The organism is Achromobacter sp. 18P8.1.1, assembly GCF_057799415.1.
The window spans coordinates 1-17,093 of sequence record NZ_JBYOKH010000085.1; the positions used below are offsets into that span (position 1 = coordinate 1).

Annotated in this window: 21 protein-coding genes; 6 read left to right on the forward strand and 15 right to left on the reverse strand. The window is 67.5% G+C overall.

Annotation, left to right across the window (positions count from 1 at the left end):
- Together AC27VE_RS30195 and imuA are read right to left on the reverse strand one after the other, a co-directional pair.
- Positions 1 to 391, reverse strand: a 391-nt coding sequence (locus AC27VE_RS30195; RefSeq protein WP_488705796.1) for a Y-family DNA polymerase, incomplete at its 3' end; no start/stop codon positions are given.
- Positions 321 to 1,025, reverse strand: coding sequence for a translesion DNA synthesis-associated protein ImuA (gene imuA / locus AC27VE_RS30200; RefSeq protein ID WP_035212963.1), 705 nt, complete (start codon positions 1,023 to 1,025; stop codon positions 321 to 323). The genes imuA and AC27VE_RS30195, both read right to left, overlap by 71 nt.
- Positions 1,026 to 1,206: 181 nt before the next feature.
- Between imuA and AC27VE_RS30205 the strand changes: the two genes are divergently transcribed.
- Positions 1,207 to 1,992 (forward strand): 2-keto-4-pentenoate hydratase, encoded by a 786-nt coding sequence (locus AC27VE_RS30205; RefSeq protein WP_488705797.1) that lies wholly within the window; start codon positions 1,207 to 1,209, stop codon positions 1,990 to 1,992.
- On the opposite strand, the gene AC27VE_RS30210 is transcribed toward AC27VE_RS30205, so the two are convergent.
- Positions 1,989 to 3,455, reverse strand: a complete 1,467-nt coding sequence (locus AC27VE_RS30210; RefSeq protein WP_280026083.1) for an amino acid permease — start codon at positions 3,453 to 3,455, stop codon at positions 1,989 to 1,991. The genes AC27VE_RS30205 and AC27VE_RS30210 overlap by 4 nt on opposite strands.
- A gap of 134 nt (positions 3,456 to 3,589) precedes the next feature.
- On the opposite strand from AC27VE_RS30210, the gene ypfH reads away from it, so the two are divergent.
- Positions 3,590 to 4,294, forward strand: a complete 705-nt coding sequence (gene ypfH, locus AC27VE_RS30215) for an esterase (protein ID WP_088587234.1) — start codon at positions 3,590 to 3,592, stop codon at positions 4,292 to 4,294.
- Positions 4,295 to 4,318: 24 nt separating this feature from the next.
- Here ypfH and AC27VE_RS30220 read toward each other — a convergent pair whose 3' ends face one another.
- The 8 genes from AC27VE_RS30220 to AC27VE_RS30255 form a co-directional block, all read right to left on the reverse strand.
- Positions 4,319 to 5,740, reverse strand: coding sequence for an efflux transporter outer membrane subunit (locus AC27VE_RS30220; RefSeq protein ID WP_488705798.1), 1,422 nt, complete (start codon positions 5,738 to 5,740; stop codon positions 4,319 to 4,321).
- Between the two features lie 58 nt (positions 5,741 to 5,798).
- Positions 5,799 to 6,716 (reverse strand): efflux RND transporter periplasmic adaptor subunit, encoded by a 918-nt coding sequence (locus AC27VE_RS30225; RefSeq protein WP_006224436.1) that lies wholly within the window; start codon positions 6,714 to 6,716, stop codon positions 5,799 to 5,801.
- A 2-nt stretch (positions 6,717 to 6,718) separates the two neighbouring features.
- Positions 6,719 to 6,931, reverse strand: a complete 213-nt coding sequence (locus tag AC27VE_RS30230; RefSeq protein WP_006224437.1) for a DUF1656 domain-containing protein — start codon at positions 6,929 to 6,931, stop codon at positions 6,719 to 6,721.
- Entirely contained in the window at positions 6,928 to 8,991 is a 2,064-nt protein-coding gene (locus tag AC27VE_RS30235; RefSeq protein WP_488705799.1) for an FUSC family protein, read from the reverse strand. The genes AC27VE_RS30230 and AC27VE_RS30235 overlap by 4 nt, the downstream gene beginning before the upstream one ends.
- Positions 8,988 to 9,464 carry a MarR family winged helix-turn-helix transcriptional regulator gene (locus AC27VE_RS30240; RefSeq protein ID WP_280026084.1) on the reverse strand — a complete coding sequence of 159 codons (477 nt, stop codon included), beginning with the start codon at positions 9,462 to 9,464 and terminating at the stop codon, positions 8,988 to 8,990. Before AC27VE_RS30240 ends, AC27VE_RS30235 begins: the two co-directional genes overlap by 4 nt.
- 187 nt (positions 9,465 to 9,651) lie before the next feature.
- A complete protein-coding gene (queD, locus tag AC27VE_RS30245; RefSeq protein ID WP_006224440.1) occupies positions 9,652 to 10,095 on the reverse strand; it encodes a 6-carboxytetrahydropterin synthase QueD in 444 nt (147 codons plus the stop codon).
- Positions 10,096 to 10,123: 28 nt separating this feature from the next.
- Positions 10,124 to 10,756, reverse strand: a complete 633-nt coding sequence (queE, locus tag AC27VE_RS30250) for a 7-carboxy-7-deazaguanine synthase (RefSeq protein ID WP_006224441.1) — start codon at positions 10,754 to 10,756, stop codon at positions 10,124 to 10,126.
- Between the two features lie 128 nt (positions 10,757 to 10,884).
- Positions 10,885 to 11,190, reverse strand: a complete 306-nt coding sequence (locus AC27VE_RS30255; RefSeq protein WP_488705800.1) for an NIPSNAP family protein — start codon at positions 11,188 to 11,190, stop codon at positions 10,885 to 10,887.
- Positions 11,191 to 11,335: 145 nt separating this feature from the next.
- Here AC27VE_RS30255 and arfB point away from each other — a divergent pair, with 145 nt between their 5' ends.
- The 3 genes from arfB to AC27VE_RS30270 all read left to right on the forward strand — a co-directional run bounded on the left by arfB (position 11,336) and on the right by AC27VE_RS30270 (position 13,286).
- Complete coding sequence (gene arfB, locus AC27VE_RS30260; RefSeq protein ID WP_169274526.1) at positions 11,336 to 11,752, forward strand: alternative ribosome rescue aminoacyl-tRNA hydrolase ArfB; 417 nt, start codon at positions 11,336 to 11,338, stop codon at positions 11,750 to 11,752.
- A gap of 88 nt (positions 11,753 to 11,840) precedes the next feature.
- On the forward strand, positions 11,841 to 12,188 hold the full coding sequence (locus AC27VE_RS30265; RefSeq protein WP_006224444.1) for an ArsR/SmtB family transcription factor: 348 nt from the start codon (positions 11,841 to 11,843) through the stop codon (positions 12,186 to 12,188).
- 45 nt (positions 12,189 to 12,233) lie between these two features.
- Positions 12,234 to 13,286 (forward strand): alkene reductase, encoded by a 1,053-nt coding sequence (locus tag AC27VE_RS30270; protein ID WP_088587237.1) that lies wholly within the window; start codon positions 12,234 to 12,236, stop codon positions 13,284 to 13,286.
- Positions 13,287 to 13,305: 19 nt separating this feature from the next.
- Here AC27VE_RS30270 and AC27VE_RS30275 read toward each other — a convergent pair whose 3' ends face one another.
- The gene (locus AC27VE_RS30275) at positions 13,306 to 14,154 is read right to left on the reverse strand and encodes a CPBP family intramembrane glutamic endopeptidase (protein WP_488705802.1); all 849 of its coding nucleotides are present in this window, start codon (positions 14,152 to 14,154) and stop codon (positions 13,306 to 13,308) included.
- A gap of 147 nt (positions 14,155 to 14,301) precedes the next feature.
- On the opposite strand from AC27VE_RS30275, the gene AC27VE_RS30280 reads away from it, so the two are divergent.
- The gene (locus tag AC27VE_RS30280; RefSeq protein WP_035212970.1) at positions 14,302 to 14,676 is read left to right on the forward strand and encodes an MAPEG family protein; all 375 of its coding nucleotides are present in this window, start codon (positions 14,302 to 14,304) and stop codon (positions 14,674 to 14,676) included.
- An 87-nt stretch (positions 14,677 to 14,763) separates the two neighbouring features.
- Here AC27VE_RS30280 and AC27VE_RS30285 read toward each other — a convergent pair whose 3' ends face one another.
- The 3 genes from AC27VE_RS30285 to AC27VE_RS30295 all read right to left on the reverse strand — a co-directional run.
- Entirely contained in the window at positions 14,764 to 15,198 is a 435-nt protein-coding gene (locus AC27VE_RS30285) for a flagellar hook assembly protein FlgD (RefSeq protein ID WP_315131754.1), read from the reverse strand.
- Between the two features lie 101 nt (positions 15,199 to 15,299).
- Positions 15,300 to 16,103 carry an NRDE family protein gene (locus AC27VE_RS30290; RefSeq protein ID WP_006224449.1) on the reverse strand — a complete coding sequence of 268 codons (804 nt, stop codon included), beginning with the start codon at positions 16,101 to 16,103 and terminating at the stop codon, positions 15,300 to 15,302.
- Positions 16,104 to 16,106: 3 nt separating this feature from the next.
- Positions 16,107 to 17,093 (reverse strand): FUSC family protein (locus AC27VE_RS30295; RefSeq protein WP_488705801.1); only part of this gene is annotated, 987 nt, incomplete at its 5' end.

A 17,093-nucleotide genomic window follows, 5' to 3' on the forward strand; every position in this document is an offset into this window, starting at 1 on the left:
GCAGGTCCAGGGCCTGCAACGTGGCGCGGACCCGCTGGCTGAGCGCGCGGGGGCCGCGAAAGAACATCAGGCTGGCGCCCACGTTCAGCAGCACGGTGTCGTCGCCAGCCAGGGCGACTTCAGGCGTGTACTGCAGCAGGGCCAGCGCCGCGCCCAGCAGGGCGTCGGCTTCGGTTTGGGGCTGGCGCGGCAACAGTTCGACGTCGGGGGCGATGGCCGCCGCGCCGGCGCGGCGCATGCCCGGCTTGACGCCGGCCTGGCGGGCGGCGGGGGTGAGGGCGGCGACGCGTTCCTGGTCCAGGACGGCGAACGCCTGCCCCTCAAGCGGCCAGTGCGGGCGTAGTGCGTCCAGCGGCAGGCAGCGCAGGAAGACGGCGATCCAAAGGCGCATGGCGGGGGGAAGAAGGCGTAAGGGCGCCGGGTTCCAGGGCGACGTACAGCGGCGTGTCGCAGACCGGTCCTCGGCGTTTCAGGATGTGGACGGACAATCCGCCCGGAGCGGGCGCAAGCGCCAGCCGCAACGGGGCGGGGGTGGCGTGCTGCGCCGCGCTGGCCGGACGCACGGCGATGAACAGCAAATCGCTGGCCTGGGCCGCCAGATGCAGGCGGCGCAGGGATTCGGGGCGCACGTGGGGCAGCCAGCAGATCAGGGCGCCGCAGCTGCCGTTCTTCAGGATCTGTTCGGTGGCCCATAGCGTATCGACGGGCTTTTGCGGCGCCACCCACAGCAACTGCCGGGGATCCAGCCGCCAGCTCATCCAGCTGGCGATATGGGGGGCGTGCGGCGGTTGCACCAGGGCGATGCGCCGGCGCGTTTCCAGTTGGGCCAGCGCCGGGCGCAGCAGGCGGATTTCGCCGATGCCGGGGTGCGGGGTCAGCAGTTCGATCAACGCACCCAACGGCCAGCCGCCGTCCGGCAGCTCGGCGGAAAGCGAAGCGTGCCCGGTGGGCAGGTTGCGGGCGGCGCCTTTGGCCATCTGGGTGGCGCGCCACAACGCGGGGTGGATACGTTCAGGGGACTGCATGGCGGGTAAGGCCCGGGTCGGGAAAGGAAAGGCTTATGCTGTATGAATATACAGTATTGTACCGGCCTTCCAGCCCCCCGTGGAGCGTCCCGGACGATATCGCTATCATGTGATCTGGCCCCGGTTCGGGTTGCCGCCCCAAGGGCTTGCGCCCGTAACATTCCCCCTTTTTCTCTTGCCCATGCCGACTTCCACCTTCAACCCCGCCGCCACCGCGGAACTCCTGCTTGACCAATGGCGCCGCGAGACCCAGCTCGAGGCCCTTCCCGTGGCGCTGCGGCCCCAAACCCTGGCGGAAGGCTACGCCGCGCAGGACGCGCTGTTCCGCGCCGCGGGCGGGGTGCGGGGCGGATGGAAACTGGGGGTCGGCAGCCCGGCGCAATTGCGCGCCGGCAACCTGTCGCGGCCCTTGATCGGCCAGTTGGAAGCACAGCGCCTGCACCGCTCGGGCGCCCAGGTGCGTCTGCCTTTGAACGCGCCCGTCACCGTGGAATGCGAGATCGCGTTCGTCCTGGCGCGCGACCTGCCCCCGCTAGTGGGGCGCGAGGTCGATCCCGCCGACATCCGCCACGCCTGCGTCACGTTCGAATTGGTGCGTTCGCGCTTCGTCGACCGCCGCGCGGTGGGGTGGCCCAGTTTCGTGGCCGACAACGTCGGGTTCGAGGCCCTGGTCGTGAGCGCACCGTTCAGCGACGGCCTGGATGCCGATCTGCTGCGTCAGGTCGATGCGTCGGCGGCGGTGTCGCTGGACGGGCAGGTCAAGGCCCGCGCGCAGACCGGCGACGATGTGACGGACCCGCTGCGTTCGCTGGCGGCGCTTTACGCACACGCGGCCGACCGGAACGTGACGCTGCGCGCCGGCGAGATCGTCTCCACCGGCGCCATGTGCAAACCCTTCGATATCGTGGGGGCAGGGCACGTCCTGCGCGCCACCTACCTCGACCAGGAACTGACGCTCAGCCTCTAGAAGCGCATGTCCGCGTACTTGACCCAGCGCGACCGCTTCACCACGCGATGGCCGATCCACAGCGCCATGAACAGCGGGATGGCCAGATAGGTCGACACCACCCCGATCCAGTCGATGCGTTCTTCCAGGAAGGCCTGGTAGTTCTGGCCCAGTGTCACGACCAGGCACAGCACGAAGGCCAGCAGCGGGCCGAACGGGAACAGGCCGGCCTTGTAGGGCAGGTCGGCCGTGTCATAGCCGTGCTTCACGTAGCCTTGGCGGAAGCGGTAGTGGCTGACCGCGATGCTCAGCCACACGATGAATTCCGTCATGCCCGCAAAATTCAGCAGCCAGATGTAGACCGCCTTCGGGCTGTACACGACGCTGAACAGGCACAGGCAGGCAAGCGCGGTGGTGGCCAGCAGCGCATACAGCGGCACGCCGTTGGCGGTCAGCCGCTTGAAGAGGGCCGGCGCCTGGCCTTCGGCCGCCATGTTGAACAGCATCCGCGTGGCGGCGTACATGCCCGAATTGCCGGCCGACAACACGGACGTCAGGATGACGGCGTTCATCACCGTGGCGGCCGACAGCAGCCCCGCATGCTGGAACACCAGCGTGAACGGGCTGACGGCGATGTCCTCGACTTCGTTGCGCAGCAGTTGCGGGTCGGTGTAGGGGACCAGCAGGCCGATGATCAGGATGGCCAGCACATAGAACAGCAGGATGCGCCAGAACACGTTGTTGATGGCGCGCGGCACGTTGCGGCGCGGATTTTCCGATTCGCCCGCGGCCACGCCCACCAGTTCGGTCCCCTGGAAGGAATAGGCCACCACCATCGCCACGCCGACCCAGGTGGCCGCGTTGCCCACGAACGGCGCGTCGCCGACCTTCCAGTTGACCAGCCCGACCGGGTCGCCGCTATGGATGATGCCCACCAGCATGCCCAGCCCCACCGCGATGAAGCACAGGACGGCAACGACCTTGATGATGGCGAACCAGTATTCGGCTTCCCCGAAGCTGCGCGCCGAAAACGCGTTCAGGCCGAAGGTCAGCGCCAGGAAGGCGACGCTCCATATCCAGCCTGGCGTGTCCGGCAGCCAGTACGCCATGACCAGTTGGGCGGCCACCACGTCCACGGCAACCACCGTGGCCCAGCTGATCCAGAAGTTCCAGCCCAGTGCAAAACCGAAACCCGGGTCCACATAGCGCGACGCATAGGTGCAGAACGAGCCAGATACCGGCATGAAGGTGGCCAGTTCGCCCAGGCTGGTCATGATGAAATACACCATCAGGCCGATCACCAGGTAGACCAGCAGGGCGCCGCCCGGGCCGGCTTGGGCGATGGCGGCGCCGGAGGCGACGAACAGGCCGGTGCCGATGGCCCCGCCCAGCGCTATCATCGTAAGGTGGCGTGCCTTGAGCACGCGGTGCAGCTGATTCTGGCTCGCAGGCGTGGCGCCCGAGTCGGTTGTCGGTGTTTGCATTACAGGGGTAAAAGAAGGCCGTTGCGGCGGTAATCCGGCTCAAAGTCTGCCTCCCGTCCGCTTTAAGCCGCGCATTTTACAATGCTGTCATCAGGGCGTAGCCCACCGGTCTTATGCCAGCACGGAGCAGTCTCATGGCGTCTTCCAGTTCTCTTGAATTCCTTCCCGAACCCGGCGTCGATGTGCGCCAGTTGTTCATCCTGCTGCATGGCGTGGGCGGTTCGCCCGAAAACCTGCGGCCGATGGCCGAAGCGGTCCGCACGGCGTTTCCCACCGCGGCGGTCCTGGTGCCCGAAGGGTTCGAACCCTTTGACGGCGGCGCGGCAGGCCGGCAGTGGTTTTCGGTGCGTGGCGTGACCGAGGACAACCGCCCCGAACGCGTGGCGCAGGCCATGCCGCCCCTGGAAGCCTATGTGCGTGAAGCGCAGGCCCGCTTCAGCCTGCTGCAATCCGACACGGCGCTGGCCGGGTTTTCGCAAGGCGCCATCATGGCGCTGGAACTGGTGCAGGCCCACGACGGCATGGCCGGGCGCGTGATCGCGTTCTCCGGCCGCTACGCGCAACTGCCCAAGGCCGCGCCCCAATACACCACCATCCATCTGCTGCACGGCGCCGATGATCCCGTGATGAGCGCGGCGCACATCCAGGCCGCGCAGGCCCGGCTGGAAGAGCTGCATGGCGATTCCACCATCGACATCGCCAGCCACGTCGGCCATGAATTGCATCCCGCGCTGATCCAGCGCGCCATCGTGCGCCTGCAGACCTGCGTGCCGCTGCGCGCCTGGGAAGCGGCCCTGGGCCTGAACCAGACGCCGCCGGACGGCGCCACGGTGCATTGAACCTGTTTCGCAGCTGAGGGCTGTTTACTTCTCCCAGCCGCCGCCCAGGGCCAGGAACACGGCGATCTGGTCGCTGCTGAGTTCGGCCTGCGAGGCGGCCAGCGCGCTTTCGTTGGTGGCCAGCGTGCGCTCGGCGTCAAGCACCGTCAGGTAGTCGGTCTTGCCGTACTGGAACAGCTGGCGTGCCTGCGACGCGGCTTCGGCGCTTTGGTCGCGGGCAGCCCGCAACGAGGCGTCGCGGTCCAGTTGGCGGGCGTAGACGACCAGCGCGCTTTCCGTTTCGCGCAGCGCGTTCAGCACGGTGGCGTCAAAGCGCGCCACGGCGGCCTTGGTGTTGGCCTCGGCTTCGGCGATGCGGGCCTGCACGGCGCCCGTGTTCGGAATGGTCCATGAGATCAGCGGACCCACGCTCCAGCCGAAGGTGCCGCGGTCGCCGAACATCGAGGCGGGGCCGCCCGATGCGCCCGACAGGCCCAGCGTGATCTTCGGATACAGGTCGGCGGTGGCGACGCCGATGCGCGCGGTGCTGGCGGCCAGCGTGCGTTCGGCCTGGCGGATGTCGGGGCGGCGGCGCAGCAGTGCGGCGCCATCGCCTACGGGAATGGTGTCGGTCAGGCGCGGCGCCGCGGCGCATTGCAGCAGCGACGCCGGGATTTCATTCGGCGTCTGGCCCGTCAGTGCCGCCAGGCGGTACAGCGCGGTGCGCTGCTGCGACTGGAAAGGCGGCAGGTTGGCCTGCAATTGTTCCAGCTGGCTGCGCGCGCGGGTGACGTCCAGCGTGGTGCCGCGGCCGGCGCGCTGCAAGCGGCTGACGGCGTCCAGCGATTCCTTTTGCACCTGTACCGAGTGCTGGGCCGACGCCAGTTGCATGCCGGCGGCGCACATGTTGGCGTAGGCGCGCGCGGTCTCGGCCGCGACCGTGACGCGGGTGGCGTCGTAGGCGGCCTGGGCGGCTTGCGCGTCGCCGCTGGCGGCTTCGATGGCACGGCGGATCTGGCCGAACAGGTCCAGCTGATACGACACGCTGGCGCCTGTGGAGTACGACCAGCGGCTGGGCGGATTCACGCCCGGCTGCAGTTCCTGCAAGCCCGATACGTGGCCGAAGGTGGGCGACGCGTTCACGCCGATCGTGGGTTGCTGCTGCGCCTGGGATTCCTGCACGGCGGCCTGCGCGCGTTCAAGGTTGGCGCTGGCCACGCGCAAGTCCGTATTCGCCGACAGCGCTTTCTCGACCAGGCCGTCCAGCACCGGGTCGTTGTACAGGCGCCACCAGTGGCCGGACACCGCTTCCTGCTCGAACACGCCGGCCTGAGCTTCAACGAAAGCGCCCTGGGCGGCCTGTCGCTGGACGACCGATCCGGCGGGCACCTGATAGTCAGGGCCTACGGTGGTGCATCCGGCCAGCGCAAGGGCCAGCATCAGCGGCAGGAAGTGTTTGGTGTTCATGGCAGGTACGGCTTGGCGTCGATAAGAGGGTTGAAAAACAGGGTTGCAGAAATGGGGTTCAAGACGGCTGGCGCGTGTCGGCCGAAGCCGCTTGCGCGGGCTTGGGGTCGACCGACACGGTGGCGGTCTGGCCAGCGACCAGGCGCACGCCGTCAGGCACGTCGTCGATCTTCACGCGCACCGGGATGCGTTGGGCCAGGCGAACCCAGTTGAACGTGGGGTTCACGTTGGGCAGCAGGTTGGCGCCCGTGCTGCGGTCGCGGTCGGCGATGCCCATGGCGATGCTTTCCACGTGGCCGCGGATGCGGCGCGAATCGCCCATCAACGTCACCGTGACGGGGTCGCCTTCGTGGATGCCGGGCAGCTTGGTCTCTTCGAAATAGCCTTCCACGTAGAAGGAACCCGCGTCCACCAGCGCCATCACGCCGCGGCCGGCCGAGGCATAGGACCCGGCGCGCAGGTCCAGATTGGTGACGCGCCCATCGCTGGCGGCCAGCACGCGGCTGCGTTCCAGGTTCAGGCGGGCGGTGTTCAGCTGCACTTCGGCCTGGGCCAGCGCGGCTTCGGTCTGCTGCACCTTGGTCTGGCTTTGCTCGACGGCTTCGGCCGCCACCAGTTGGCCCAGCGATCGGTTGCGCTTGGCGTCGCGCAGCGCCTGGTCATGGGCGACCTGCTGGGAACGCACCGAGGCCTGGGCCTGGTCGAAGGCCAGCTGGAACCGCGCGCGGTCGATTTCAAACAGCAGGTCGCCGGCCTTCACGTCCTGGTTGTCATGCACGGGCACGCTCGTCACCAGGCCGGAGACGTCGGGCGCCACCTGGACCACATAGGCCTTGACGCGGCCGTCCCGCGTCCAGGGTTCGACTTCATAGTGCACCCAGAGCTGCCAGCCGGCGTAAGCGGCGGCGGCGACGACGACGGCCGTCACCGCGAACTTGCCGATAGCAGCAGGGCGAAGGGCATTGGGGAGTTTCATACCTATCTCTGGAGAAAATAAGGGGATATCAGGGAGACGCCATACAGCAGCACCACGAACAGCGCCAGATCGAATAGCGCGGGGTGCCACACCAGGCGGTACAGGCCGACCCGGGCCAGCACGCGGCGCACGGCCCAGGCAACGCCCAGGGTGACCATGCCCAGCACCAGCAGCCAGGGGAAATAAATGCCGTAAAGATTGAATTCGCCGATCATGATGCGTGGCCCTCCAGCGTGGGATGGGCGGGTTGGTAGTCGGGCGCGTCGGGGAAGAAGGCGCGGCGGATGCCCACCAACGCCACCACGGCACGGTCCCGGGCGGCCAGGCCTTGCGGCGTGGCGGCCACGCTGGAGAGCGCGCGGTCGATCTGCGCCAGGAATTCCGGCGTCTTCTCGCCGATGCGCCACGAAGAACGGGCGCGGAAGAATTGGGCCAGGCTGTTCAGCACGGGCTGGATCGTGGGCTCGGCCATCGGCAGATGGCGGCGGGCGTGCTGCAGTTCCGTGATGTCGCGGCCCACGCGCAGGTCTTTCAACGCGTCCGCGGCGACCAGGTCGTCAGGGCGCTTGGCCAGCGCCAGTCGCGGCTGCAAGAGGCCGATGCGGTCCAGCATGCGGGCGGCGTACGTATGGCGCGACTGGGCGCGGGGCGAACTCGCCAGCGTCGCCAGTTCCTTCCAGTTGGCGGCCTGGATGCGGCGGGCGCTCCAGTCGGCGCTGACCGTACGGAAGATGGCTGCGATGATCGCGGCGGTGGCCACGCCCATGCACTGCGCGACTTGTGTGTCGATGAAGGACACGACGTCCGCGGTGTTGGTGTCTTGCAGCGCCATCGTGCCCAGGAAGCCGAACAGCATGGCCATGGCCTTGCCCGCGCTGGCGGGGCGCGCGATGAAGATGCCCAGGATGAAGGCCGTGGGCAGCATCGCCAGGGCCAGCATTTCGAACGAATGGATGGCGGGCATGATGCCCAGCAGGTACAGCGCCGACACGGGGATCGAATACACCGTATAGGTCAGGAACTGCATGATGCCGGGCACGGGATTGTCTTGCGAGGCAAAGAAGCAGCTGAAGATTGCGGCCATCATTGCGGCGGTGGCGCCGTTGCTCCAGGCTGTGCCGATCCAGAACGCGCAGCACACCGAAATGGCCACGCCTGCGGCCAGCGCCGACAGCAGCGCCATGCCGTGGTCGCGGTGCAGCGCGGCGTTGGGATCACGGGCGCCGCGGGTGGGGCGCATCGGCGAACGCAGCGGCGCGCCTTGCAGGCCCGCGCGGATTTCGCGGCGCAGGGCCAGGCATTCGTCATAGGTGTCGATCAGCTCGCGCAGCCGCGTCATCAGGCTGGCCAGCAAGGCGTCGCGCCACGTGGAGTGGCTGTCGATGGCGGGCGTCAGCGCCGTGACGGCGGCGCGCAATTGCACGGCGGTCTCGTGCGACGCCTGGGCGCCGGCGTTGATCCATTCGGAGATGTCGTGCAGCAGCGCGGACACGGGTTCGGGCAGCGGCTGGTCGTTGGCCTGCAAGGCGCGCAGGCGGTCCTCCACGGCGGACACGGCCGGCGTCAGCGCCGAGATCTGGTCCTGCATGGCGCGCACGGCGCCGGAGGTCCAGCGCAGGTTGCTGGTATCGAACGGCACGTGCGTGGACAAGAGACGCAGTTGCGTGATGTCGTTGGCCAGCACGCGGCGGTCGCGGTCGCGCTGTTCGGCATTCTGGCCGCTGAGCGTGTCGTGCATCCAGTTGCGGGCGTCCCGCACGGCCTTGTCCAATTGCAGCGTCAGTGCGGGCGCCAGGCCGCGGGGCAGCACGATGCTGTGGATCAGCGTGGCGCAGACGATGCCCAGGCTGATCTCTTCAACGCGGGCAAGCGCGGTGTCGAACACCAGCGACGGGTCCGTCACGCTGGGAAAGCCGATCATCGCGGCGGTGTAGCCGGCCAGCATGAAGAGGTAGGACCGCGGGGTGCGGTCCAGCACCGACATGTACAGGCAGGCGCCCACCCACAGCACCATCGCCGCCGTCATGACGACAGGCGAATTCGACAGCCGCGGCACCATGTAGACAGTGGCGGCCGACCCGATGAAGGTGCCGACCAGGCGGTACAGCGCTTTGGAGCGCACGGCGCCCGACCAGGGCTGCGCCACGACATAGGCGGTGGTCATTGCCCAGAACGGACGCGGCAAACCAATGCTGTAGGCCAGATAAAGCGCCATGATGGCGCTTAGGTAGCTCTTGAGCGAAAAGATGGTTTCGCGGACGTTCGGCAGTTTCACGATTGATCGTCCTGGGTGGGTGTTCCGGTGGCGCCCCGGCCCAGCGACACCTTCAAGGCGTCGAAGACGCGCAGGCAGGCTTGCAGGTCGGCTTCGCTGACGCCTTGGAACAGGCGGCGGCGCAGTTCCACCAGCACGTCTTCCACCTGCGCGCGCAGCGCATGGCCGGCCTCCGTCAGGTGCAGCGTCTTGGCGCGGCGGTCATGGGCGTCTTCGCGGCGTTCCATCAGGCCGGCGGCGACCAGTTGATCCAGCACGCGCACCAGCGACGGGCCTTCGACGCCCAGCGCTTCGGCCAGCGCGCCTTGGCGCACGCCGTCGCCCAGGCGGCCCGCCAGGATGACGGGCCAGGCCGTGGCTTGCGACAGGCCGTAGTCGGCCAGCGCCTTGTCGGCAGCGCCGCGATAGGCGCGCGACAGCACCATCAGGTTTGCGGTGGTAGCCATGAGTTGGGAGTCGGAAGGTGAGTTCATGGAATAGATTGTATCCTATCTATTAGCTTACTAATAATTGAAAATGGCGAATATCCCCATTGATTTTTTCAATTGGCTAGATAGGAGCGCGGTTTTCCATCAGTGGAAAACCGGGGACGGTGAGCGCAGGGGCGGGGCTGGCGGGGATAGGCCTGAAGGGCATGGCCCTCCGAACGCCGGCCTTCCCTCAACCGTTGCAGTCGGCCCAGCAGTTGGGCGTCTCGTACAGGCGCACGCGGGTCAGGCGCAGGTCGGCGCCGTAGTGGCCGTGGTATTGCGGCGCCAGGGTGTCGAAGACGATCTGGGCCAGGTTTTCGGCGGTGGGAATGCGGTCCAGCACCACGGTCTTGTGGCCGGGCAAGCTGTCCAGGAAGCCGCGCACGGCGGCGTCGCCTTCATAGACCAGGAAGGCATGGTCCCAGACGTCCACGATATGGGTCTTGGCGATGTGCTTGATTTCGGAGAAATCCATCAGCATGCCGTTGTCGGATTCGCCGGGGGCCTGCACCACGTCGCCCGTCAGGGTGATTTCCAGCACATAGCGGTGGCCATGCAGGTTGCGGCACTGGCTGCGGTGATCGGGAATGCGGTGGCCGGCGTCGAATTCCAGCCTGCGGGTCACGGAAATCATCGCGTGCTCCGCAAGGCGTCGGGGTAAATCATGGAATGCCTATGTATTTGTGGGTCTGCAAACTAAGCCGCCATTGCGGGTGCTGCATACAGTACTGGACGGCTTGTTCGGTGTTGGCCACGCGAGCCGGGCCGTCCATGGGTTGCAGGAAGAAATGCTCGAAATCCAGATGCGCGAAGGTTTCGGGCAGCGCATTGGATTGCGGGTAGACCAGCTTCAATTCGTCGCCGCGTTCGATGACGATGGGCGCGGTGCCCTTGGGGCTGACGCAGATCCAGTCGATGCCGGCCGGCGGCTTGACGGTGCCGTTGGTCTCGATGGCCACGGTGAAGCCGCGGGCATGGATGGCCGTCAGCAGCGCCGCGTCCAGCTGCAGCAGGGGTTCGCCGCCGGTAAAGACCACATAGCGGTCTTCCGTGCCGGCGCCCCACGAGGCAGCGATGGCGTCGGCCAGCAGATCCGCCGTGGCGAACTTGCCGCCGCCTTCGCCATCGGTGCCGATGAAGTCGGTGTCGCAGAAGGTGCAGGCGGCGCTGGCGCGGTCGCTTTCGCGGCCCGTCCAGAGATTACAGCCTGCAAACCGGCAAAATACCGCCGCGCGGCCTGCGTGGGCGCCTTCGCCTTGCAGGGTCTTGAAGATTTCTTTGGCGGAGTAGGTCATAAGGGGTAATGGCGGGTGCGGGTGGCCGGACGCCGTAAATAGTCGAGCAAAAGCGCGCTATTTTACTTCCAGCGGCGCCGGCGCGCCGAAAGACCCCGCGCGGCGCCGGCTTTGGGGGTGAGCCCCCTTTATGCGAAGACGGGGCGGAAGAAGCTGCGTTCGTAGCTGACGATACAGCGCGTTTGCACGGCATAGGCGTAGGCCTGCTGGCAATCGGCGTCTTTCAGCGAGTCCTGGCGGTAGGTTTCGTAGGCGGCCAGGCTGGGGAAGGAAAACAGCGCCAGCGCGATGTTGTTCGCGCCTTCCGAGGGCAGGAAGTAGCCGTGGTGGGTGCCGCCGAACCGCGCGACCAGCGGAATCCACATCTTCGCGTAGGTTTCGAACTCGGCGATCGCATTGGCGTCGATGACGTAGCGCAAATAGCAGGTGATCATGGGGAAAGGGGCCTGGGCGGTGGAGGTGGCGAATGGGGGCCTGCGTGCAGGGCCGGCGCATTGTAGCGACGCGCGTGGCCGTCAATCAACGGATCCGCGCGCGCCGCGTCGCCGGCGCCTGCCTGATCTTGTAGACTCCCGGCCTATGTTCCACATCCAAGATTCCCTTTATCTGGACGAGCGCGACCTGACGTTCACCATGATCCGCGCCCAAGGCGCGGGCGGTCAGAACGTCAACAAGGTCTCCAGCGCCGTCCATCTGCGCTTTGACGTCCGTGCGTCGGGCCTGCCGCCCGAGGTCCAGGACGCCGTCTGCGCCGTCAGCGACCACCGCATCTCGAAAGAGGGCGTGATCGTCATCAAGTCGCAATCCTTCCGCAGCCAGGAAAAGAACCGGGTTGAGGCCATCGAACGCCTGCTCGGCATGCTGCGGTCCGCCCTTGAGGTGGACAAGCCGCGCCGCGCGACCAAGCCGACGCGGTCGTCCCAGCGCCGCCGGGTGCAGCGCAAGGTCCAGCACGGCGAGGTCAAGCGCCTGCGCGGCCGCGTGCAGGGCGACTGAGGCCGGCCAATAGCCCCATGCGCCACAGGGGCATGACTATATATCGAACAACAACGATATATGATTCGATAAATTGCGATATACAAATATGACCGCATCCCCTTCAACCCCTGATCAGACCGACGTGCAGCCCGCTATCGACGCCGACGCCATCCTCAAGGCGCTGGCGAACCCGGTGCGGCGCGACATTCTTGTTTGGCTGAAGACGCCGCAAGCGCATTTCGAAGAGCGCCCGGGCCACACCTTCGAGCATGGGGTGTGCGCGGGCCACATCGATCACCGCTGCGGCTTGTCGCAGTCGACCGTGTCGTCGCACCTGGCCGTCTTGCAGCGCGCGGGCCTGATCTCGGCGACGAAAGTGGGGCAGTGGGTCTTTTTCCGTCGCAATGAACCCGTAATTGCCGCGTTCCTGCGGCAGTTGAACCAGGATATGTAGTCAGCCCTACACGTTGCGCCCGTTTCTCGGGCGGAAGGATTTTGCATGAGCTCCCTGTTTGAACCCCTGCGCGCCGGCGACCTCACGCTGCGCAACCGCATCGTCATGGCGCCGTTGACGCGCCAGCGCGCCAACGAAGGCCGCGTGCCCAGCGACCTGATGGTCGAGTACTACTCCCAGCGCGCCGACGCCGGCATGATCCTGACCGAAGCCACGTCCGTCACGCCGCAGGGCGTGGGCTATGCGGACACCCCGGGCCTGTGGTCCACCGAGCAGGTCAAGGGCTGGCGCAAGGTCACCTCCGCCGTGCACGCCAAGGATGGCCTGATCGTGGCTCAGTTGTGGCACGTGGGCCGCATTTCCGACCCGGTTTTCCTGAACGGCGAACTGCCCGTCGCGCCCAGCGCCATTGCGGCCGGCGGCCACGTAAGCCTTGTGCGCCCCAAGCGCCCGTATGTCACCCCGCGCGCGCTGGAAACGGCCGAGATCCCGGGCGTGGTCGAAGCCTATCGCCACGGCGCCAAGATGGCCCAGGAATCCGGTTTCGACGGTGTGGAAGTGCACGCCGCCAACGGCTACCTGCTGGACCAGTTCCTGCAAGACAGCACGAACCTGCGCACCGACCAATACGGCGGCTCGCTGGAAAACCGCGCGCGCCTGCTGCTGGAAGTGGTGGATGCGTGCATCGAAGTGTGGGGCGCCGGGCGCGTGGGCGTACACCTGTCGCCGCGCGGCGATTCGCACACGATGGGCGATTCGGATCCGGCGGCGACCTTCACCTATGTGGCGACCGAACTGGGCAAACGCGGCATCGCGTTCATTTGCGCACGCGAACATGAAGGCGAAGATAGCCTGGGGCCGAAGCTGAAGGCTGCGTTTGGCGGCGTCTATATCGGCAACGAAGGCTACACGCGGGAATCCGCCGAGGCCGCCATCACGGCAGGCCGTGTCGATGCCGTGGCGTTCGGCGTGCAGTACATCGCCAACCCGGACCTGACGCGCCGCTTCGAACTGGACGCCCCGCTGAACGCGCCGGAATCGTCCACGTTTTATTCGCAGGGCGCCGCCGGCTACACGGACTACCCGGCGCTGCCGTAAAGCAGCGCGGCAGCCGCGCCTACAGCACCGCGCGCATCGGATAGGTGAATAGGCCGAAGTGCGCGGCGTTCAGGCCGAGGTGCGCCAGCACCGCTGCCGCCAGTCCGCCATAGCGGTACGCGACGCCATAGGCCACGCCGGCCAGGCCCGCGAGCAAAACCCATTGCCTGCCGCCGGCGTAATGTGCCAGTCCGAAAAGCACGGCAGCAACCGCCACGGCGGCCCAGCCTCCCCAGCGATGGCGGCGCCAACACGTCGCCAACTGCTGCTGCACATAGCCGCGGAACAAGGCTTCTTCAGCTAGCGTGACCAGCAGCGCGTTGTTGATCAGCCAGATCCAGCCGCTGTCCGGCCATTTTGGCGCCCAGCCCACCACGCCCAGCGCCAGTGCAACCCCCAGACACACCGCAATCGCCGCGGCCGCCGCCAGCAAGGCAGACGCCGCCGTGATGCGCGCGTTGCCGCCCGCCATGGGCGGCGCCAAGGCCAGCACCACCCAGAACGCCACGAGCGGCTTGTCCAGGTTCAGGTACATGCCGAAGGGCACCCCGTCGGAACTCAACGGCGCCGGGGCGATGACCTGCGGATTGTGGAATCCGGGCAAAAGATGCAGGAAAAGCGCGGCCGCCAATGTCAGGAACAAAGCATGGCCCGCTGCGCGCGTTACCGCGCCAGATGCGGGCCGCACCCATGCCGCCGCCAGCAACAGCAGAGCAGGCGCAGCCAACGCCACCGGATCGATCAACCCCTCCGTCCATGCCCAGGTCCAGGCGACGGCGAGCGGCGCCAGCGCCCAGCGGCGGGTGGCTGGCGGCCAGAGCAGGGCGGTGGAAAGAAAGAGGGCGGACCAGGGGGACAGGAACGGCATCGAAGCAGGCGCGGGCACGCAAAGCGCAAAGTGTAAGCGTACCGGCTTGCCCAACCGGGCCTTTCAGGCGACGATGCCGCACACGACGGCGCAAAGCCGCCTTGTCTATCCGGCGGACTCCTCGTCCGTCCGCACCCTGGAGCAAAAATGAAAATGATCGCGTGGTTGATGCTGGCGGCGGCGATTCTGCCGTTCGTCTCGACGATAGTCGCCAAGGCGGGGGGCAAACAATTCGACAACAATGATCCGCGGGCGTGGCTGGCGCGTCAGGAAGGGTGGCGCGCACGGGCCAACGCGGCGCAGATCAATACCTTCGAGGCCCTGCCGTTCTTCTACGCAGCGGTGCTGTTCGCGCTGTATACCCAGGCATCGCCCGCGCATGTCGCTACGCTGATGGCCTGCTGGCTGGGCGTGCGCCTGGGCTACCTGGCCATGTACCTGGCCGGCTGGGGCGCGTTGCGGTCGCTGGTCTGGGCGATCAGCGTGGGCTTCGTGATCGCGATCCTGTTCTCGGGCGTCTAAGGCGCGCGAATGCCACGCCAATGGCGCGCGGCGCGGGCCGGAAAGCGGCCCGGTGCGCGTCACGTGCGGGCGGCGCGAGGGCGCCGCTTACTTCCATTCGAAGACGGCGCGGGCGGTACCCGTGTTCTGCACGGTCACTTCGCGCACCTGGGCTTTGCCTTCGTAGGTAGCAGAGACCTTGTAGGCCCCGGCCGGCAACTTCACCAGCATGTACGGGCCTTCTGCCGTGGCCTTCAGCACTTCCTTGCCTTGCGCGTCATGGATGGCGACGCCGACGCTGGCGACGTAATCCGCCTTTCCATCGCGTTGGGCGGCAAAAGTGAGCGCCAGCGGATAGTCGCGGGCGGCCGCCTTCATGGCTTCCGATTCATCGATGCCGATCCCGCCGCTGACATACTGCACCGTGCCCTGGTGCTTGACCGGGGGCAACGCCGCCTGCGCGGTCGACAGGACGCCGGCGATGGCCATGCTGCCCACCGCCATCATGGCGGCCAGGGTGCAGCGTTCAATGCGTTTGTTCATCAGGTTCTCCTGGAGTAGGCGACAAGGGTTTCGACCGGGAAGCGGGCGCCGAGTTCGCGTGTCTGGGGCCGGCTGACACGAAAAGAAACCTCGCGCCGGCCTTAACCGCATTCGGCAAGCATATCGCCGGAAAACCCCGTCTGCCAGGCGAACGCCAGCCGGCTCTCGCCGCTGATCGTTCCGTCCGGGGCGAAGCGCCTTTCTTCCAGCTGACCCGCGCCGTCGGCGTGCAGCGCCAGCACGCTGGAGCTGCGGGTGCCATAGTTCGGACTGACAATGAAAGGGCTGCTCAATAGCTTTTCGCGATCTCGCGGCAGGCCCGTGGCAGGCAGTTCGTCGTCTTCCGCGCCCTGGCGGTCCGCCAGGGCGGCGAAGAGCGCGGGCATATCGGGCTGCGGCGCCCGGTCCAGGACGGCGGTAAAGGCGGCCTTGGTGCGCGCCAGCTTCGGCCACGGGGTGTCCAGCAGATGGTTGGACAGCGCGTAGATGCCGGGTGGCAGCGCGCGCGGCGCGCCATCGCGGTTGCTCAGGTACCAGGCTTGCAGCGCGTCGCCCACGATCAGGTTGAAGCCGTTGTAGGCCTGGTCCTTTTCATGGACGCGCGCCAGGTATTCGGCGGGCGACGTCCCGCCGCGCAGGAAGTCTTCGACCAGCGCGCCGCGCGAGGGCGCGGCATCCAGGTGCCGGCCCGGTTCCCGGAAGTTGGTGACCAGCGCGTAGCGGCCCCGCGAGGTCGCGCCCATCCAGGTGCCGCCGGCCAAGCCGTCGCGGCCGGCGTAGACACCGGGCGCATCGGCCCACTCGGCCGCCGGATGCGTCAAGCGGGCGTGGAATTCGTCGCGGTTGGCGGCGATCAGGACGGGGATGCCCGGCAAGGCATGCAGGGCCAATACGGCAAGACACATGGTTCAGACCTGGTGTACGGGGGTTCTGGGGGCGCCGGCGCCTGGCGCGGCGGCAAAATCCGGGCCGGCCAGCGCGGCGCGCAGCGCTTCGATTTCGGCGGCGACGTCGGCCAGCGCAGGCGAGGGGGCGGTGATGGGCGTGGCGGATACGGCTGCGCCCTGGTCGACGGCGAGGCTCATGGCATGCAAGGTTTGCGCCAGCGCCGCGACTTCGGCGGCGCTGGGCGCGGCCTGGCCGGCGGGCAGCGACCACGCCGTATCCGAAATGGCGTTGGCCACGCGTTCGAGGGCGACCTCCACCGGCCACCACGCCAGCGCGCGGCGGCTGACAAGGCGGGGTTCGGACAAGCCGCGCTGCAGCGCGATGCGCAGGTCGGACAAGCGGGCATAGGCGCTTGCGCGCAGGCTGTGGCGGCTGCCGGGAGCTGCCTGGAAGACCGTATTCAGATAGGCGGCCAACGTGTCCATCGCGGCGGATACGGCATGGTCCAGGTTGTGGCGTTCGATGCGGATCCACGGCAGGTAGCCCACCAGCAGCACGATGCCGGCGGCGATGCCCACGTCGATCAGCCGCGCCAGGGCAATCGCCCAGGTGCCGGGCTGCAAGGCACCGATCAAGAGCATCAGGATGGGCACCAGAATGGCGGAGAACAGCCCGTAGTTGCGGCGGATGGACCAGGGCAGCAGGGAAGCCAGCACCGCCACCGTCAACAGGCTGGCGATGCCGCTGCGATCCACGGCCAGCACGGTGGCGCTGATGGCGACGCCCACGACGCTGCCGCCGCAGCTTTGCAGCGCGCGGGCAAAGACCGAGCCGAAGTTGGGCTTGAAGATCACCACCACGATCAGCGGCACCCAGTAGGACCGGGGCAAGGCCACCGCCCACGCCACGGCCTCGGCGGCGATAAGGCACAGGCCTAGCCGGACCAGGTAGCGTACGGTGGCCGGCCCGGGCCGGTAGGTGCGCGCCAAGACGCGCCACGGCGTGCG

What these genes read in the sequence shown, in the direction of transcription:
- imuA (WP_035212963.1), bottom strand. Translation starts at nt 1,025, where the DNA reads ATGCAGTCCCCTGAACGTATCCACCCCGCGTTGTGGCGCGCCACCCAG.
- AC27VE_RS30205 (WP_488705797.1), top strand. Translation starts at nt 1,207, where the DNA reads ATGCCGACTTCCACCTTCAACCCCGCCGCCACCGCGGAACTCCTGCTT.
- AC27VE_RS30210 (WP_280026083.1), bottom strand. Translation starts at nt 3,455, where the DNA reads ATGCAAACACCGACAACCGACTCGGGCGCCACGCCTGCGAGCCAGAAT.
- ypfH (WP_088587234.1), top strand. Translation starts at nt 3,590, where the DNA reads ATGGCGTCTTCCAGTTCTCTTGAATTCCTTCCCGAACCCGGCGTCGAT.
- AC27VE_RS30220 (WP_488705798.1), bottom strand. Translation starts at nt 5,740, where the DNA reads ATGAACACCAAACACTTCCTGCCGCTGATGCTGGCCCTTGCGCTGGCC.
- AC27VE_RS30225 (WP_006224436.1), bottom strand. Translation starts at nt 6,716, where the DNA reads ATGAAACTCCCCAATGCCCTTCGCCCTGCTGCTATCGGCAAGTTCGCG.
- AC27VE_RS30230 (WP_006224437.1), bottom strand. Translation starts at nt 6,931, where the DNA reads ATGATCGGCGAATTCAATCTTTACGGCATTTATTTCCCCTGGCTGCTG.
- AC27VE_RS30240 (WP_280026084.1), bottom strand. Translation starts at nt 9,464, where the DNA reads ATGAACTCACCTTCCGACTCCCAACTCATGGCTACCACCGCAAACCTG.
- queD (WP_006224440.1), bottom strand. Translation starts at nt 10,095, where the DNA reads ATGATTTCCGTGACCCGCAGGCTGGAATTCGACGCCGGCCACCGCATT.
- queE (WP_006224441.1), bottom strand. Translation starts at nt 10,756, where the DNA reads ATGACCTACTCCGCCAAAGAAATCTTCAAGACCCTGCAAGGCGAAGGC.
- AC27VE_RS30255 (WP_488705800.1), bottom strand. Translation starts at nt 11,190, where the DNA reads ATGATCACCTGCTATTTGCGCTACGTCATCGACGCCAATGCGATCGCC.
- arfB (WP_169274526.1), top strand. Translation starts at nt 11,336, where the DNA reads ATGTTCCACATCCAAGATTCCCTTTATCTGGACGAGCGCGACCTGACG.
- AC27VE_RS30265 (WP_006224444.1), top strand. Translation starts at nt 11,841, where the DNA reads ATGACCGCATCCCCTTCAACCCCTGATCAGACCGACGTGCAGCCCGCT.
- AC27VE_RS30270 (WP_088587237.1), top strand. Translation starts at nt 12,234, where the DNA reads ATGAGCTCCCTGTTTGAACCCCTGCGCGCCGGCGACCTCACGCTGCGC.
- AC27VE_RS30275 (WP_488705802.1), bottom strand. Translation starts at nt 14,154, where the DNA reads ATGCCGTTCCTGTCCCCCTGGTCCGCCCTCTTTCTTTCCACCGCCCTG.
- AC27VE_RS30280 (WP_035212970.1), top strand. Translation starts at nt 14,302, where the DNA reads ATGAAAATGATCGCGTGGTTGATGCTGGCGGCGGCGATTCTGCCGTTC.
- AC27VE_RS30285 (WP_315131754.1), bottom strand. Translation starts at nt 15,198, where the DNA reads ATGAACAAACGCATTGAACGCTGCACCCTGGCCGCCATGATGGCGGTG.
- AC27VE_RS30290 (WP_006224449.1), bottom strand. Translation starts at nt 16,103, where the DNA reads ATGTGTCTTGCCGTATTGGCCCTGCATGCCTTGCCGGGCATCCCCGTC.